This is a genomic window from Francisella hispaniensis FSC454, from assembly GCF_001885235.1.
GTDB classification, from domain to species: Bacteria; Pseudomonadota; Gammaproteobacteria; order Francisellales; family Francisellaceae; genus Francisella; species Francisella hispaniensis.
Genome location: NZ_CP018093.1, coordinates 357,526 through 374,839, shown reverse-complemented (window position 1 = coordinate 374,839; position 17,314 = coordinate 357,526). Strand labels below are relative to the sequence as shown.

Genomic DNA, 17,314 nt, shown 5'->3' with positions numbered 1-17,314 from the left:
TATTACTTAATTGTTCCTGTCAAGAGATCCTAAATCAAGTTCAGTATGACACTTCTTATTTTCATTTCATTTAGATACGTCTACTATCTGATTTAACTCCTGAGCACACTGAAAAGTATTATACAAAAGTTCAGTAATTGTCATTGGTCCAACTCCGCCAGGTACTGGAGTAATAGCTGCGACCTTATCTTTGACAGCAGCAAAATCAACATCACCAACTATCTTACCATCTACATGATTAATACCAACATCGATAACTACAGCCCCCTCTTTGACCATATCAGCTGTGATAAAGTTAGGTTTACCCACCGCAACAATTAGGATATCTGCTTTTGTAGTATGTGATTTAAGATCAGTTGTAAATCTATGACAAGTCGTCACCGTAGCTTTAGCATTTAAAAGTAGCTGTGATACTGGTTTACCAACGACATTGCTTGCACCAACAACTACCGCATAAGCGCCCTCTGTTTTTATACCATACTCTCTTAGCATAGTCATGATACCTTTAGGTGTACAAGACTCTAGGCACTTTTTGTCTCTAAGCTGCAATCTCCCAACGTTTGTAGGATGAAAACCATCAACATCTTTTTCTGGTTTTATACTATATATCACATTGTTTTTATTGATATGTGCTGGCAGTGGCAACTGCACTAAAATCGCATGGACACTAGAGTCATTATTTAGCTGATCGATCAGCTCCAAAAGCTCTGACTCTGTCGTATGCTCTGGCAGTGTAATAACTTGTGAATCTATACCAACTTGGGCACAGGCTTTTTCTTTTGAGGCAACATATGTCTTACTTGCCGGATCATTACCAACAATTATTGCGACAAGTTTTGGAGTTATTGCTGTATTATGCTTATATTCTTGGACTTGATTTGCTAATCTCTCTTTAAGGTCTTTTGAGAGAGACTTACCATCGATTAAAATCATTATTTGATAGCTTATCTGTATAACTAAAAAAGATAGTTAATATGATAACAAATTTTAGACTATCTTTGGGATTTTTTTTGAGGATATTTTTATAAAGTTTTTATAAAATAAATTATAATTTTAGTGAGATTTACAATAACTAAATAATCTCTCTATTTTTCATCCAATAGTATATATATGCTGTACAGTAGCAGCCAAAAGCAACGCCAAAGATTACATCACTAGGGTAATGTGAACCAACTATAATTCTACTACCTGCAAATATCACTATTAGCAGATACCAAAAATATCTTAACTTAGGAAAAATATAAAAAAATGAGATGAACATCGCTCCAACCGTAATCGAGTGTCCTGATGGCATACTTGCAAAATCATATCCAGGCGCATGAAAATGTTGAAAATAATGTGAACCATACTCCAAGAAAAACTTAGGGCGCGCTCTACCTATTATCATCTTGAGTATTTGTCCTAAAATACCACTAATAGCTACAGTCGCCAAGATAAAACCCGCATATGCAGATACCTTATTAAACAAATCCCTAGTACTAGTAGATAATTTTTGGCTATCTGTAAATAAACGTGCTAATACTATCACGCCGCAAATTATCAAGATATACTCAGCCTTACCAACATCGGTTATTTTACCAAAGATCGCACCAATAGTACTTGGCATAGAATGCTTGATATAGTTCTCAACTGGCGTATCTAAATTATAATATGCAAAGATTACCAAGAGCAATAATGGTATAAATGTATACTTTAACTGCAGATATTTAGGCAATTTATCATTATGTAATTTTGGTTTTCTAAAAATATCTTTAAAATCTTGAAAGTTTGTTTGTAATGTCTGTTTGAGCATATATGAAAATTTCCAGTTAATAGATAGTTACAAGCTTAGTATAACAAAATAATATTATTTCACTAGTCTATAAAATCTTGCTACTATTCACTCACTTAACTATACACCTAAGATAGGCTGTTGCTTGAATTATGCCTAATAGAAATATACTTTCTATCATCTTAAGCTTCCCAACACCATTATGCTAAACTCGATTTAGCATATCCTAAATACAGTGCAAAACAATGAGATAACGCATCGTTATCCGGAATGACAAGGAAATTATAATAATCCCAAACTAATAAAAATGCTAAACTTAGTTGTTGAGCGTAAAAAGTACTCAATAATCTTTTACCCTCAAATCAACATTTCTTATAAAAATATCATAAAATTATCATAAAAATATCGTTAAGATTTTAAGAAATTACTTGCATGATACATTTTAACCAATATAATAAAGTGCATATGGTAAAGATTGTTTTTTATCATATTATTAGAATGTAAACTAAACTATAAAGAAGGAAAACAAATCATGAAAAAGAAAATGCAAAAAGGTTTCTCACTAGTTGAGTTAATGGTAGTGATCGCGATCATCGCTATCCTAGCAGCTGTAGCTATCCCAATGTACTCTAACTACACTACACGTGCTAACCTTGGTACAAGATTAGCTCAGCTTGGAGGAGTTAAGGCAGAAATCGCCGAAGGGATCGCAAATAACAATGGTTCAGTGACCGGGGTAACTGTTGCTGCAGCAAATCTTCCTTCAGGTGCAACTGTAGCTGATGGAGTGATCACACAAAGTACAGCAGACATAGTTGCAGGCACAGCATTAACATTAACTCCTACTGTAGGTTCTGGGGCTATTACTTGGGCTTGTAACCATACAGGTACGCTTACATCATCTCAGCTACCTAACGGATGCCAATAACAATCACCTTTATCTATTTTTTCACTAAACTACAAATAAATTCAATTTTTTATACATTTTATTTATTACTTCTATTTTATTTTTTTTAGCATATAATTTCTTTACTGTATTTTTCATTTTTTGTACAAATATATGCAAAAACAAGATCAGCTAGGTTTCTCACTAATTGAGCTAATGGTAGTAATTGCCATAATCGCAATATTAGCAGCTGTGGCGATACCAATCTACTCAAATTACAAAGAGCGTGCTGCTATTATTGAGTCTTTCAATATTATTGGTAATATCAAAGCCAATATTGAGAATGATGTTAATAACAGCAAAGATATATCACAACAAACTTATGATGCTCCTACTGGAGTTAGGGTTATAAATGGCTCTTCATCTGGAGCTACTATTGAGATAAATTTAAGTCAAACTGCACCACGATACTTCAGCAATAACAACGATATTATCAGACTTAGTGGTGTAGTTAGCGGTAGTACTTTCCAATGGACTTGCTCACATAATGTCAACGCGTCAACATTAACAGCTAGTAATGTTCCACATACTTGCTCAACTACTTTTAGCGCTTAGGATTTTAAAGCACTACCCTGACCTGCTTCGCAATCTATACAAAACCACCCTTTATAACCAATTCAAAACCTTAGTAAAACTAGTCAACTGATAATAAAAATCATTAATTGAATTTGTGATTTTATCATATATAATTAGGTTAGTTTTTATAAAATCTTAGCGTATGATAACTGTAAAATCCAAAAAAGGTTTTTCACTCACTGAGTTACTTGTTGTTATAGCTATTATAGGCATTTTGTCGATATTAGTTATCCCAGCCTATTCAAATTATGTCACTAGAACTAGATTGACAGAAGCCTTGACAGTTTTAGATGGTTATAAAAAAGATGTTCAATCTTATTTTATCTCCCATGGTGTCTCAACCCAAGAACAATTAGAAAACTATGATGTCACAGATCATGCTGATATCGGTAGTGATACTACTAGCGTAATGAGTGATATAGTAGGTCATAATGGTAAAATAGTTGGTGTAAGCACGATCAAAGGCACAACTTACCAAATAGCTTTGACTCCAAGAATAGAAGGTGGTACATTCAACTGGTCATGCGCTATTTCAATAGTTGAAGAAGACGCTAGCTTTGATAATAACTATAATGGTCAAGTCTTTTTTGGGTTTATTGATAATAATAGTGGCTCATATGCCGCTCCAAGCAGTAGTGTCCTACCAAGAGGTTGTAATGCTACAGATAGCAACCAAAATACTGATTTCGAAGCATATAGATCTGAAAGACAGACGCTAGATACAGAACTTATGAATAGTCACAACCAAGCTCTAAACGCATGGCAACAACGTACAGCTATCGCTGCAGCTCAAGATCAAGACTATAATGATTTAAAAAATAATATGGATGCTGCTGAAGTTAGAGCCGATACTGCCTTTAGTGATTATAACAAATACCAAGATATCGCTAATTATCAAAGTACTATAGACTACTATCAAGGACTTATTGATAATGCTACAGATGATAACGAAATTGCACAATATCAAAGCACTATTGATCATTATCAAGGCCTAATAGATAGTGTCCAATCTTCGCTATCTAGCCAAGCTGGTAGCAATTATAACAATGCTCAAGAAGCCGCTACTTTCTTTGATCAACAACGTGATATCTATAACCAAAATAGAGAAGGTGCTAACACAAGGTATACTGAGCTACAAGACCAGCAGAGAAATGTATCAAGCTCAATTAATGGTAATACTAGCCAAGGCTTTGATAACGACTATAACAGTGCTTATGAACAATATAATAACTCTATGGACTCACTACAATCTAGTATTAACAACTCGGCAGTAAATGTCGATAGGGTTGATACCTATCAGGGTCAAGATTATAATGCTCATAACTTTGGTCAAATCGGTGATAAGTTTAACTCTTGGCAATATCGTAATATTTAGCTAATCAATACCTAGTAACCAGTGATTAGTATTTATGTTTATTTTAGATGATTTTAAATCTAATTGGCTGAGCAAAGTCGAAGTCTCATTTTACTTAGCTTATAAAAGTCATTTCGACAAGTAGTTACTGAGCCTAGCCGAAGTGCAGCACCTCTTAAATATGGGCAAAGCTAAAAGATTCCCACCTACGTGCGGATGGCAACAGTTTTTGTAGGGGTTGAACCATGTGTTAACCCTCCTTTAACACCAATACCACAAGGGCTAACACATTGGTTAGCCTCTACAACATAATTCAATCACAAGCCCAAAAGCTCCCTAGCATGAGATAACGTATTCTCTGAAATATCTACTCCGCCTACTATCTTAGCTATTTCCTCAATACGCTGCTGTTGATTTAGCTCTATAATCTTTGACTCCGTAGTATCTTTAAGATACTTCTTAGATACATGTAAATGTGTCTGACCTTGAGCCGCGACTTGTGCCTGATGGGTGATACATAAAACCTGTAATCTCTCAGATAATTTCTTAAGTAGTTTACCAACTATCTCTGCAGTAGCTCCAGAAATACCTACATCAACCTCATCAAAAACTAAAGTTGGATAGGATCTTTTTGCTGCTGATACTGCTTGTATCGATAAGCCAATCCTACTTAGCTCACCACCTGATGCAACTTTTTTTACAGGAGCTAGTTGCTCACCAAGGTTGAAGTTAATCATAAATTGGCACTCATCTACACCCTTTGAAGTTTTTGTTTGAGTTGGCAAAATCTGTGCCTCAAAACTACCTTTGGGGATATTAAGAGAACGAATATTTTTCTCAACTTGTTTTGAGAATTCTTTAGCGGCTTGTTTACGTGCTTGACTAAGCTTATTAGCATATTCGCTGTATTGCTGTTGTAGGTTTTGCTTTTGCTCATTTAACTGTGATAGCCGCGTACTATCTTGAGCAAAATTATCTAACTCTGTCTGTAATTCTTGGATATACTGGTACATATAGTTAGGCTCAACCTTATGCTTACGCGCAAGATCATATATTTGACTCATGCGCTGTTCTACTTTTGCTAACTCCTCTGGATCCTGCTCTAGTGATTCTAGTTGGTTTTGTGCTTCAGCATAGCTTTCTTGGGCATACACTTTGGTTTGAGATATCAGCTCTTGGAGATTTCTAAATGAGCCTTCATCTAGCTTTGCTACTTCTTTCTCAAGGTCGCTAAGCATCGCGATTATATTTATCTCATCATCATACATTAAGCTTGTAATATGATTAAGACTATAACCGATATCATCTACACTTGATAAATTCTTTTGACGTTGTGCTAGCTGCTCAAATTCATTTTCATTTAGCTCTAGAGCTACTAGCTCATCTAGCTTATACTCAAGTAATTCTCGCTGACTATTTTGTGTATCTATGTACTCTTGTAATTGCGCTATTTCAGAATTTATTTTTTGTAACTGATAAAATGAATCCGTAACTTTCTTTAGCAGGTCATCATTATTTGCAAAGCTATCTAGCAAGCTTAACTGTGATTTAGGATCAAGTAAATCTTGATGCGAATTTTGACTATAGATGTTTATCAGCTTATCTGAAACTTTTTTGACATCTGCAGCTTTGGCAACACTGCCATTTATAAATAGGCGACTCTGCTTAGATTTATTAACCACACGCCTAAATGTACACTCATCATTTTCATAATCAATAAAAAGCTCATCTAAAAGACGTTTTGCCTTGTGATTATCTTTGATACAAAAAGTAGCCGAAACTTCTGTCAGCTTATCATCTTGTAGAAATGTCTTTTCTAACCTTGCACCAAGTACAAAACTAAGCGCATCAAGTAAAATCGACTTACCCGCACCGGTCTCACCAGTTAAAACAGTCATACCCTCTCTAAAATCAATTTCAGTAGATTTTATAATCGCAAAGTTTTTGATTGATAAATGTAGTAGCATAGATCTTTAGATGATTAATATTACAACTAGTTTAATATATATGCTCTTGTCTACTTATACAAGTAATAAACTGTCGATTTTATATTTAAAAACTAACATAAACCTTTAGCTTATTTTGAGCAAAAGAGTTTTGTAGCTGCTGCTGCAATTTTGACTTAAACATAAGTATTTTTTTAGTTTCTATAACTTCAGGTAATTCTAAATACACATCTATAAACATAAAACGACCAGACTGAGTGATTTTGATATTATTAATCAATAGAAAATAACTTTCCGCAACTTGTTTTGCAATTTGTCTAATTTGATTTCTAAACTCAATATCTGGAGCAGCATCGAGTAAATGTGAATACGCTTCTTTGCCAAGCTTTATTGGATTTATCATGATGTAACATCCAATAAGGATTGCTACTATAGGATCGACATATAAAGCTAACTTGACATAGCCTAACTTTTCTAAAACAAAACCTATAAATATATTAAAAATTACACCAACGCCTAATAAAGCATCAGCTTTCCACATTAACGCATCAGAAAATAAAATCTTTGAGCCTGTCTTTTTAGCTCTTTTATTAACATATAAGAACATAACAACACATACCAAAGTACCTACTATTTCTGATAATAATGCTATCCCATAATTTGGCTTGATTGTATGAGTGAAAATATTAAATATAGCTATCAGAATAACACTAAAAGCAATAAGTAATACAAACCAAGATTCTAGCATAATAAATATAGGCTCTAGTCGATAGTAACCATAGTGATAGTATTTATTTGCAGGTTGATTAATCTTTCTTAAAACATATATTGATACCGCATAAATTAATATTGATATAACGGAGTAGCCAGTATCTAATAACACTGTCAAAGATTGAGCAAAATACACTATTATTATAGAAAATAAAGCATAAATAGAAGCTACTATCAAATTTGTTTTTAAAGTTTTTTTCTCTAATTGTTCGTCAAATTTCATAAATTGTTGTTATGTAAATATATACGATATATTTATAAAGTTAATTATAAATTATAACTAATATAACTAGTACTAAAAAAGTTAATAACCATAGCAATAAAGTAAAATATCAATAAATTAAATATTCTTTCCATAATAAAAATATATTATAATCGCTTGTGGCCTATTTGACTAATATCAAAAACATAGAAGGATTTATTAGATGCAATTATCAAGAAGAGTAAAGGCAATGCAAGCCTCTCCAGTACGTAAGTTAGTGCCGTATTCTATAGCAGCTCAAAAGCAAGGTAAAAAGGTATACCACCTTAATATTGGTCAGCCTGATATCAAAACTCCTAGTGAGTTCATGGATGCTACAGATTTGATATGGACTTTGCTGAGGATGAAATATTAATAACTAACGGTGGTTCTGAGGCGCTAATATTTGCTGCTATTGCCACTTGTAATGCTGGTGATGAGATACTTGTACCAGAACCTTTCTATACAAACTATAATGGCTTTACAACCGCAGTTGATGTGTCTATAAGACCAATCACAACAAAAGCTGAAGAAGGTTTCCATTTACTTTCAAAAGAAGAAATCCTAGCATGTGTAACTGATAAAACTCGTGCTATCATGATTTCTAACCCTGGTAACCCTACTGGTGTTGTATATACAAAACAAGAATTAGAAACTTTAGCAGAAGTTGCTAAAGAAAAAGATCTATTTATAATCAGTGATGAAGTATATAGAGAATTCACTTATGATGGACTTGTATGTACATCTTTTGGTAATATCAAAGGTGTCGAAGATCGTGTAATTATCGTTGACTCTGTATCTAAGCGCTATAGTGCTTGTGGTGCTAGAATTGGCTCTCTTTGTTCAAAAAATAAAGAGTTTATTAAAGAAGCTACAAAACTATGCCAAGCTAGACTATGTGTTCCAACTCTTGAGCAAATTGGTGCTGCTGCTCTTTATGAAGTATCAGAAGATTATCTAAAAGAAGTAAATACAGAATACCAAAAAAGAAGAGATATCACTTTCGAAGCTCTTTCAAAAATGGATAATGTAGTTTGTGAAAAGCCTACTGGTGCTTTTTATGTAATTGCGAAACTACCTATTGATGATGCTGAGAAGTTTGCACTATGGTTATTAACAGACTTTGAAGATAATCGCGAAACTGTAATGATCTCTCCTGCTGGTGACTTCTATGCAACTAAAGGCCTTGGTAAAGATGAGATAAGAATCGCATATATCTTAGAAGAAAAATCTCTTAAAAGAGCTCTCGAACTTTTAGATAAAGCTATCAAAGCTTATAACAACAAATAAAAACTCTTTGTAATATTTCCTTATAAATCCTCTAAATTATCTTAAGAAATCTAAAAAGTAACAACTGTTCTAATATTATTGTGCATTTCGGCAAAACCTTTATTAATATCATCAATTTTGATATTTGCTGTAATAAGATTATCGATATCGATCCTACCATCCATATACCAATCAACAATCATTGGTACATCTGTCCTACCGCGCATTCCCCCAAATGCTGAACCTTTCCATGTACGTCCTGTCACTAGTTGAAATGGCCGTGTAGAGATCTCTTCACCTGCTCCGGCAACTCCTATAATCACACTAACTCCCCAGCCTTTATGCGCACATTCTAAAGCTTGACGCATAACTGTTGTGTTACCGATACATTCAAAGCTATAATCTGCCCCACCACCAGTCAAGCGGATAAGATGTTGAACCAAATCTTCATCAATTTCATTAGGATTAACAAAGTCTGTCATACCATACTTTTCTGCTAGTGACTTTTTATCATTGTTAATATCAACACCAACTATTTGCCCAGCACCGACAAGTTTAGCGCCTTGGATTACATTTAAGCCAATACCACCCAAGCCAAACACCACCACACTTGAGCCAGCTTCAACATTAGCTGTCTTAACTACAGCACCAATGCCAGTTGTAACACCACAACCAATATAGCAAACCTTATCTAAAGGCGCATCTTTGCGAATTTTAGCAACCGCAATTTCTGGTAATACTGTATAGTTTGAAAATGTCGAGCAACCCATATAATGATAAATTTCTCTGCCGTCTAGAGTAGTAAATCTTGAGCTACCATCTGGCATAACTCCTCTACCTTGAGTTTGCCTAATTGCTTGGCATAGGTTAGTTTTAGGGTTTAGACAATACTCACACTCTCTACACTCTGGTGTATATAATGCTATTACATGGTCACCTGGCTTAACAGAAGTAACATTTTTACCAACTGCTATTACTTCACCAGCACCTTCATGACCCAATATAGCAGGAAAGAGCCCCTCGGGATCTCTACCTGATAATGTATATGCATCTGTATGACAGATTCCAGTTGCCTTAATTTCAACTAACACCTCATTATCTTTGGGTAAACCTACATTGACAATTTCTACAGAAAGCGGCTCACCCGCTTTATATGCTACAGCAGCTTTAGACTTTACACTCATCTGACATATCCATGATGATTTAGATTAGTTATAGAATTTATTTTAGATGATTAAAGACTAAATAAGTATTTTTTTTATACAATTTGAAAAGCTTAATTACGCTTATAAATATCCTCTAAGCGCACGATATCATCTTCACCAAGATAATCACCAACTTGTACTTCTATAATCTGAATATCGCTATCTGTAAAATTCTCAAGCCTATGTATAGCTTCTTTAGGTATAAATATATGCTCACCAACATTATATTCACGTACATTATCATCTACAGTAATAGTTGGTCTACCAGTTACAACCACCCAGTGCTCAGCTCTCTTAAAATGCTTTTGTAATGAAAGTTGACCTTGTGGTTTTACAGTAATTATTTTTGTTTGGCTTTTGTCAGTAAAATTAATTGTTTGATAAGTTCCCCATGGGCGCTCATAGACTTTGCCTAGTTGGTTTATTTCAGACATTTCAACCTTTCTCTAGTTAGTAGAATTTACTTTGAATATCATTATCAAATAAATATTTTATAAATTCAAGTAGGCAAAAAGTGCATTTTTTGTTGACAAAGCTAAAACCAAGTCTATAATTCGCTTACCCTAGCTGCTTTGGAGTAAATTATGGCACTTGCTAAAACTCTAAAACCTCGCCACATAGAGCTAATAGCTTTAGGCGGTATCATTGGCTCTTGTTTCTTCTTAGGTACAGGTTACGTATTAGCAGAAGTTGGACCAGCTGCTATTTTGGCCTATATTCTAGCTGGAATCATCGTATATGCAGTGACTTTATGCTTAGCCGAACTAACAGCCAATTCCCCAAATTCTGGATCATTTATATATTACACTGCCAAATATGTGTCACCAGCTATAGCATGTGGCATGGGCTGGTCATATTGGCTTAACTGGATAATTTATATCCCTTCAGAATGTATTGCTGGTGGAATAATCATGCATACATTTCTACCTGCAGTACCTACTTATATGTGGGCTACTTTATTTGGCTTATTTATAACTATCATAAATCTTACTAAAGTAAAAATTTTTGGTGAGATTGAGTTTTGGCTGGCATTAATAAAAATTATAGCACTTGGCCTATTTAGTATAGTTGCGATACTGATATTTTTTGACATCATTCAAAATAATACTGGTGGTACGCTAGGAGGCACTTATATAGTTAGCGATGGCGGCTTTTTTCCTAAAGGCAAACTTATCTTAATAACAACTATGGTGATACTATTAGTAAATTTCCAAGGTTCAGAGATTATTGGATTAGCTGCAAGCGAATCTAATAACGCTGAAAAACAAATGCCAAGAATCGCTAAACATGTTGCAATAAGAATAGTTGGCCTGTATGTAATACCAGTTTTCCTCCTTGCAACAATCTTCCCATGGCAAGAGATGAACTTAAATGATTCTGTTTTTGCGACAGCTCTGCAATATTACCATCTAGATAAATTTGCTGCGGTATTTGCATTTGTAGTCCTTATAGCTGCATTTTCTTGTGCTAATAGTGGCTTTTATGCGGCTGTTCGCTCATTATATGGCTTATCCAGAGCAAGAATGGCTCCGAGCATATTTAGAAAACTAAATTCATCAGCAATACCGCACTTTGCAGTTTATGTAAGTATAATAGCTGTATGGACATTTTTAATACTTTCATTTAAATTATCAGCTTCTGCTGCCTTTACTAACCTATTAGCAATGTCAGGATTTACTGCAACAATTTGTTGGATTTGTATATGCTGGTCGCAATATAACTTTAGAAAACAAGTTATACAACGAAATGCTACTGATAAAATGCTATTTAAAGCGCCTCTATTTCCTTATATCTCATTATTTGGCATATGGGTACAAGTTTTATGTTTGGTTTTAACATTATTTAACGATGAGCTAAGAGGTGCTTTCTATTTTGGTGCTCCTGCGATGATTATACCTTGTTGTATATATTTCTTTGTATCAAAAAAGAAAAACACAAAGCTCGTTGATAGATCTATTTCTTTAAAAAAGGTATTTTAAGCATACTGATAAGATTCTGCGTTTGCTTAGGATTTGTATACTCACTTAGGCCGATGTCCATATCAATATGACCTTTCTTTGGCTGTGCAAGATAAGTTCCCATAAGCTTATCCCACCATATTAGATTAAAACCAAAGTTAGAGTTTGTTTCTTTTAGAATAGTTGAGTGATGAACTCTATGTGTATCTGGTGTAACCATAAACAATCTCAAAAACTTATCAAAGTAGCGTGGCAAACGAATATTGCCATGGTTAAACAATGAAGTACAATTTAGAACAATCTCAAAAATTATAACCGCTAATACTGGAGCCCCAACAAGAAATACTGCCATAAATTTTATCAACATTGATAAAACTATCTCGACTGGATGAAAACGCAGACCCGTAGTCACATCATAATCTAAATCAATATGATGAACCTTATGAAATCTCCATAACAATGGTAAGTAGTGAAATAGCACATGCTGAAGATATATTGTAAAATCTAGAGCTAGAAAAGCTATTAGTATCTTCAACCACATTGGTATAGCTACTACATTTAGCAAACCAAGATTATAATACTGACAAAATACTGCAACACCAACAGCCGCAGTAGGAAATATCAACCTTAATAACAAGGTATTTAAAAAGACGAGAAGTAAATTATTAATCCATCGAGTTTGCTTAGAGATTTTCTGCTCACGCATTGGTGCAAGTAGCTCCCACAATGATACTATAAAGAGTATCAATAAGAAAAAACCCAAGCGTGCTACTAATTCGTAATTCATAGTTTAGTCTGTTATGATTCCACACCACATCCTAGTGCCACCACCGCCTAGAGGTTGTGGCTTATCAGAGTAATTATCGCCTCCTGCATGAAGCATCAAACTATGACCAACCAATTCTTCTAGAGAATCAAGTCTTGGTGCCACAACAGGCTCAGTTGCTGTCCCATCTGCATTAACAACTAATACAGGCAAATCTCCCTTATGACCTTTATCATTGTATGGTCCAAGGTGCTTTTGGGTATTATCTGGATCCCAATGCCCTCCTGCTGCCATACCATTATCTTCACAACTAGGATTAATATGAATATGCATGCCATGAGTAGTATTAGCAGGTAAATTATATAAGTGTGGTGTAATCAACATCCCTTCTTGACTACCGTCATGAATATATGGTGATATTGTGATTGTTCCAACCTCTTTATGAGTATTGACATCTTTCATATGTACAATTAACTCACCATCATGCGTACGATCATAAGACTTATTTGCTGCCAAGAATGTACAGTCTGCCAATACAAGTGAAAGCATGCTTACACAGGATAGTTTATAAAAGTTAGTCATTTTGCACCTCCAAATTTTAGGTCATAGACCTTCTAATCATACAAATATTTAAAAATATTATCTATATTAAAATATGATTAAACAGCTGTATATCATCTAAAAATTAAATCTAGAATGTTAAAATATTGTTCATATTCATTTTAAGGATTAGAATCGATGAAAAAAACTATTCTCATATTAATTTTTATACCAATTATCGCTTTAGCTGATACACAAAACTGGCAAAATTTTGATAAAACACAAGCACTAGCTAAACTAACTAGACTACAATATTATGTGACTCAAGAAGGTGGAACTGAACGAGCATTTAACAATAAATATTGGAATAATCATAAACAAGGCATTTATGTCGATGTTGTCTCTGGAGAACCACTTTTTAGTTCTACTGATAAGTACGACTCTGGTACAGGTTGGCCAAGTTTTACTAAACCTATTGATGACTCATTTATAAAAACAAAAACTGATCATAGCTGGTTTATGACTCGCACAGAAGTTCTCTCAAGATATGCTAATTCGCACTTAGGTCATGTTTTTGATGATGGTCCTCAGCCTAGCGGGAAAAGATACTGTATGAATTCAGCAGCTCTTAAATTTATTCCTAAACAAGATATGCAAAAAAGTGGTTATGGCAAATATCTATATTTGTTTAATAACAAAAATTCAATCGGAAACTTACAATAGTTGTTAAAAAACTAATACATGATATTATTAAATCAACTTATCAGAAGCTGGAGCTATGCTATTAATACTCATTTTTTTGGACAGATAGCACTTAATACTTCTTTTTTGCTTTATTCTATTCAATTTGTTCCACAGGTTATACATAATTTTCGAAATAGACAAGCATTATCAAATATTAGTATTTTGACACAGTTTGGTATCTTTATTACCGTATTATGCAATATAGTTGAAACTATAGGATTTGGCTATGAGTGGCAATATGCTGTCGTTGCTATTATATATTTACTTGGAGTTTGCATACAGCAATTACAGATATCTATATTTTGTAAAAAAATACCAGAAATAGTTAATATCAGTTTTATTTTCTTATTTGCTATAGCTATGCTTGCAATGGGTTCAAACTATCACTTAGTTTACCAACTTGCTAGTTATATTGGCTTTGTAGTTAATACTCTCTACTGGTTCCCACAAATGTATAAAAATTATAAACAAAAAAGATTTGATGGTTTTAGTTTAGCATTTATATTAATTGCTTTGATTGGAACTTGTCTTTATATCGCAAGTAGCTTTATACTTGGGTGGGATTTAATCTTTAAGATAAATGCTGTTGTAATGTTCCCTATTATATCAATCTTAGTAATTCAGAAATTCTACTATAGATAAAAGCGATTAACTTGGCTATTTTTATAAGTCATACACATTAGTATGATTAAATTAATTTTTTGTAATAAAATCCACATTATATACGACAAAATCACCTCTTATTTATGCTATTATAAAAAGACAAACTACTTATGATTATCAATAATGTCAGGAAATACTTTTGGTAAAATTTTCACAGTAACCACTTGTGGCGAAAGTCATGGTGACTCCCTTGCAGCTATTATTGATGGCTGCCCTAGTAATATACCTCTTTGTGAGGCAGATATTCAAGCAGAACTAGATAGACGCAAACCAGGTCAATCAAAATTCACTACTCAGCGTAAGGAACCAGATGAAGTTAAGATAATTTCTGGTGTTTTTGAGGGTAAAACAACAGGTACGCCTATCGGTCTGATAATAAAAAATCAAGATCAAAAATCAAAAGACTATAGTGAAATAAAAGACAAATTTCGTCCTGGTCATGCTGATTATACCTACTTCAAAAAGTACGGAATTCGTGACTATCGTGGTGGTGGTAGGTCATCAGCAAGAGAAACAGCAATGCGTGTCGCCGCTGGAGCAATTGCCAAAAAAATACTTATGCATTATGGTATCGAAGTCTACGGCTTCTGCTCACAAATAGGTAGTCTTAAGATAGATTTTATTGATAAAGATTTTATAAATCAGAATCCTTTTTTTATTGCCAATAAAAATGCGGTTACGGCTTGCGAGGATTTAATTCACAACATTCGCAAGCAAGGCGACTCTATTGGTGCTGAGGTAACTGTAGTAGCAACCGGGCTAGAGGCAGGATTAGGTAGACCAGTTTTTGATCGACTTGATGCTAGTATTGCTTATGCAATGATGAGTATAAATGCTGTCAAAGCAGTCAGTATTGGCGATGGCTTTGACTGTGTCGCACAGAAAGGTAGCCAACATCGTGATGAAATTACCCAACAGCAAGGCTTTTTATCAAATCATGCAGGAGGAATTTTAGGAGGTATATCAACAGGTCAAGATATAATCGCTAAGTTAGCATTCAAACCAACATCAAGTATTCTACAACCGGGTAAGAGTATTGATATACAGGGTAACGATACCACTGTTATCACAAAAGGTAGACATGATCCTTGTGTTGGCATCAGAGGTATACCAATAGCTGAAGCGATGTTAGCATTAGTTTTAGTTGATGAACTCCTAATTACGCGATCTTATAGGAATTAGGTATGAGTGAAAGTGAATTCTCAAGCTTACTAATTGATTGGGGATACTTAGCTATCATGCTAGGAGTTTTTATCGAAGGTGAAATATTCTTAATTATGGTAGGTATCGCAACTGCAACAACATTATTTAGTTATCCTCTAGCAATTTTAGCAGCGACATTTGCCGCGATTTTACATGATAATGGTCTATTTATATTTTCTAAATTCATGGGCAAAAAAATCTTTGAGAAAAAAGCATCATGGTACTATAAAGCTCAAAAATCACTAGAGATTTTAGATAAGTATGAATCTTTAGCAATCCTTAGCATTAGATTTTTGTATGGATTACGTACTATAACCTTGTTGGTGGTTGGACTTAGTAAAGTAAATAGAATTAAGTTTATCTGTCTAGATAGTATCAGTAGTTTTGTCTGGTCAATAATATATATTTCTCTAGGTTACCTATTTGGTAATACTATTCTAAGATTTATTGATAATACTGATATCAAAGATTGGATATCACATAATAAGCACTTATCAATATTTATACTTATATTAGTTTCGAGTATCATATACCTTAGTTATAGAATATTACGATCACGATCACGATCACGATCAAAGAGGCGCATTAGATGAGTAGGTTAGATCTGCTAAAAAAAGCAACTCTACAGAGTAAAAAACCACAAAATCCGAGTACAAAAAATCCTCGCGGAGGAATGCTAACTGAGAAAACTCAAAAATCACAACAACGTATTGATGATTTAAATGATGATATCTTGGCTGAAGATAATTTTGAGAATGAACTAGAAGATGCACCTATAACTGAGTATCAAATAGATGATGATACAAATGATGAAGAGTCGCAAGAAAATATCAACGTAATTGAAATTGATATTGATCAAAGTGAAGGATTAGCTATAGATCCAACGTTGGTTAGTGAAGATGATGAAAGTGAAGATGAAAGCCAAAAGCAGAAATCATTGTCAGATAACCATTCTACTGATGATAATGATGATTACGAAGATAACGATATTGTTGAAGGTATTATAAGTGTTGATTATAGCGAAGAAGATATAAAGCTTGAGCTTGAATACTCATTTGATCAGCGTGATCAGCTTTATAATCATTATGTTAAATTAATCAAAGATGGAGGTATCGAGGTTAGTAGCCCCAAAATTCTCTATTTACATGATATTATCAGGATATCTGTAACTTTAACCGAGCTCAAAGAACAAGTAGGCTGTGAGGCGAGAGTTGTCTCAGTATTTCCTCAAAGTCTCCCTTTATCAATTGAACACAATAATGACAAATACCGCTATATTGTACAATTTATAGGTCCTAATGCCCCAGAAACTGAGAGAGTACTTTCAAAGTATTTATTAGGATATAAACAAAAGTAAATAA

17 protein-coding genes and 1 pseudogene are annotated in these 17,314 nt (G+C 33.9%); 10 read left to right on the top strand and 8 right to left on the bottom strand.

Annotation, left to right across the window (positions count from 1 at the left end; translation table 11 throughout):
- Window positions 1–66: 66 nt before the first annotated feature.
- Both folD and lpxE read right to left on the bottom strand, forming a co-directional pair.
- Window positions 67–933 carry a bifunctional methylenetetrahydrofolate dehydrogenase/methenyltetrahydrofolate cyclohydrolase FolD gene (gene folD, locus FSC454_RS01960; protein WP_066045587.1) on the bottom strand — a complete coding sequence of 289 codons (867 nt, stop codon included), beginning with the start codon at window positions 931–933 and terminating at the stop codon, window positions 67–69.
- Window positions 934–1,072: 139 nt separating this feature from the next.
- Entirely contained in the window at window positions 1,073–1,792 is a 720-nt protein-coding gene (gene lpxE / locus FSC454_RS01955) for a lipid A 1-phosphatase LpxE (protein ID WP_066045589.1), read from the bottom strand.
- A gap of 511 nt (window positions 1,793–2,303) precedes the next feature.
- Between lpxE and FSC454_RS01950 the strand changes: the two genes are divergently transcribed.
- From FSC454_RS01950 to FSC454_RS01940, 3 genes are all read left to right on the top strand, one after another.
- On the top strand, window positions 2,304–2,699 hold the full coding sequence (locus tag FSC454_RS01950) for a pilin (protein ID WP_066045592.1): 396 nt from the start codon (window positions 2,304–2,306) through the stop codon (window positions 2,697–2,699).
- 132 nt (window positions 2,700–2,831) lie between these two features.
- Entirely contained in the window at window positions 2,832–3,272 is a 441-nt protein-coding gene (locus tag FSC454_RS01945) for a prepilin-type N-terminal cleavage/methylation domain-containing protein (RefSeq protein ID WP_066045596.1), read from the top strand.
- 163 nt (window positions 3,273–3,435) lie between these two features.
- Entirely contained in the window at window positions 3,436–4,668 is a 1,233-nt protein-coding gene (locus FSC454_RS01940; RefSeq protein ID WP_066045599.1) for a pilin, read from the top strand.
- Window positions 4,669–4,964: 296 nt separating this feature from the next.
- Here the strand turns inward: FSC454_RS01940 and recN are convergent, their stop codons facing one another.
- Both recN and FSC454_RS01930 read right to left on the bottom strand, forming a co-directional pair.
- On the bottom strand, window positions 4,965–6,614 hold the full coding sequence (gene recN, locus FSC454_RS01935; RefSeq protein ID WP_066045602.1) for a DNA repair protein RecN: 1,650 nt from the start codon (window positions 6,612–6,614) through the stop codon (window positions 4,965–4,967).
- Window positions 6,615–6,699: 85 nt separating this feature from the next.
- Window positions 6,700–7,587 (bottom strand): cation diffusion facilitator family transporter, encoded by an 888-nt coding sequence (locus tag FSC454_RS01930; RefSeq protein ID WP_066045605.1) that lies wholly within the window; start codon window positions 7,585–7,587, stop codon window positions 6,700–6,702.
- A 202-nt stretch (window positions 7,588–7,789) separates the two neighbouring features.
- On the opposite strand from FSC454_RS01930, the pseudogene FSC454_RS01925 reads away from it, so the two are divergent.
- Window positions 7,790–8,895, top strand: a pseudogene (locus FSC454_RS01925) (pyridoxal phosphate-dependent aminotransferase).
- A 50-nt stretch (window positions 8,896–8,945) separates the two neighbouring features.
- Here FSC454_RS01925 and FSC454_RS01920 read toward each other — a convergent pair.
- Both FSC454_RS01920 and FSC454_RS01915 read right to left on the bottom strand, forming a co-directional pair.
- Window positions 8,946–10,058 (bottom strand): S-(hydroxymethyl)glutathione dehydrogenase/class III alcohol dehydrogenase, encoded by a 1,113-nt coding sequence (locus FSC454_RS01920; RefSeq protein ID WP_066045610.1) that lies wholly within the window; start codon window positions 10,056–10,058, stop codon window positions 8,946–8,948.
- Window positions 10,059–10,150: 92 nt separating this feature from the next.
- Window positions 10,151–10,513, bottom strand: coding sequence for a phosphomannose isomerase type II C-terminal cupin domain (locus tag FSC454_RS01915; protein ID WP_014547691.1), 363 nt, complete (start codon window positions 10,511–10,513; stop codon window positions 10,151–10,153).
- 150 nt (window positions 10,514–10,663) lie between these two features.
- Here FSC454_RS01915 and FSC454_RS01910 point away from each other — a divergent pair, with 150 nt between their 5' ends.
- Complete coding sequence (locus FSC454_RS01910; protein ID WP_066045613.1) at window positions 10,664–12,058, top strand: amino acid permease; 1,395 nt, start codon at window positions 10,664–10,666, stop codon at window positions 12,056–12,058.
- Here FSC454_RS01910 and FSC454_RS01905 read toward each other — a convergent pair.
- Entirely contained in the window at window positions 12,033–12,824 is a 792-nt protein-coding gene (locus FSC454_RS01905; RefSeq protein WP_066045616.1) for a sterol desaturase family protein, read from the bottom strand. The genes FSC454_RS01910 and FSC454_RS01905 overlap by 26 nt on opposite strands.
- Before the next feature lie 3 nt (window positions 12,825–12,827).
- Window positions 12,828–13,385 carry a superoxide dismutase family protein gene (locus FSC454_RS01900; protein WP_066045619.1) on the bottom strand — a complete coding sequence of 186 codons (558 nt, stop codon included), beginning with the start codon at window positions 13,383–13,385 and terminating at the stop codon, window positions 12,828–12,830.
- Between the two features lie 156 nt (window positions 13,386–13,541).
- Here FSC454_RS01900 and msrB point away from each other — a divergent pair, with 156 nt between their 5' ends.
- From msrB to FSC454_RS01875, 5 genes are all read left to right on the top strand, one after another.
- Window positions 13,542–14,066 (top strand): peptide-methionine (R)-S-oxide reductase MsrB, encoded by a 525-nt coding sequence (gene msrB / locus FSC454_RS01895; RefSeq protein WP_066045624.1) that lies wholly within the window; start codon window positions 13,542–13,544, stop codon window positions 14,064–14,066.
- 18 nt (window positions 14,067–14,084) lie between these two features.
- Complete coding sequence (locus FSC454_RS01890) at window positions 14,085–14,729, top strand: PQ-loop repeat-containing protein (protein ID WP_066045627.1); 645 nt, start codon at window positions 14,085–14,087, stop codon at window positions 14,727–14,729.
- 144 nt (window positions 14,730–14,873) lie between these two features.
- Complete coding sequence (aroC, locus tag FSC454_RS01885; RefSeq protein WP_066045630.1) at window positions 14,874–15,932, top strand: chorismate synthase; 1,059 nt, start codon at window positions 14,874–14,876, stop codon at window positions 15,930–15,932.
- 2 nt (window positions 15,933–15,934) lie between these two features.
- A complete protein-coding gene (locus FSC454_RS01880; RefSeq protein WP_066045633.1) occupies window positions 15,935–16,546 on the top strand; it encodes a DedA family protein in 612 nt (203 codons plus the stop codon).
- A complete protein-coding gene (locus FSC454_RS01875; protein ID WP_066045636.1) occupies window positions 16,543–17,310 on the top strand; it encodes a PilZ domain-containing protein in 768 nt (255 codons plus the stop codon). Before FSC454_RS01880 ends, FSC454_RS01875 begins: the two co-directional genes overlap by 4 nt.
- Window positions 17,311–17,314 lie beyond the last annotated feature (4 nt).